Raw genomic sequence first — 257 nt, forward strand, 5'->3', positions numbered from 1 at the left:
TTGTCCAGCCCTGCGTGAGAGGTGCCAGTGCTCACGAACAACGCTGCGATGGCCGCGACCATCGCGATCAGCACCCGGGAGATTGTCTTCATGGTTGTCCTTTTCAGGTGAGTGAGAACGACGGAGTGCCGGCCACAAGGACCGGCACTCCACCGAACTCATGGGCGATGCCCGTGGGTCAGTTCATGTTCCAGGGTTCGCCGTAGGTGGTGACGCTGTCACCCGCCGACGAGATCAACCGTGCGTAGGGGCGCAGC

The 257-nt window shown here is 62.3% G+C and carries 2 pseudogenes; both read right to left on the reverse strand.

The features are described 5' to 3' along the window. Positions 1-92, reverse strand: a pseudogene (locus ACZYYX_RS29470) (MspA family porin); the annotation flags it as partial. Between the two features lie 86 nt (positions 93-178). Then, positions 179-257, reverse strand: a pseudogene (locus tag ACZYYX_RS29475) (MspA family porin); the annotation flags it as partial.

It is taken from the genome of Mycobacterium sp. IDUB_1, from assembly GCF_055419625.1.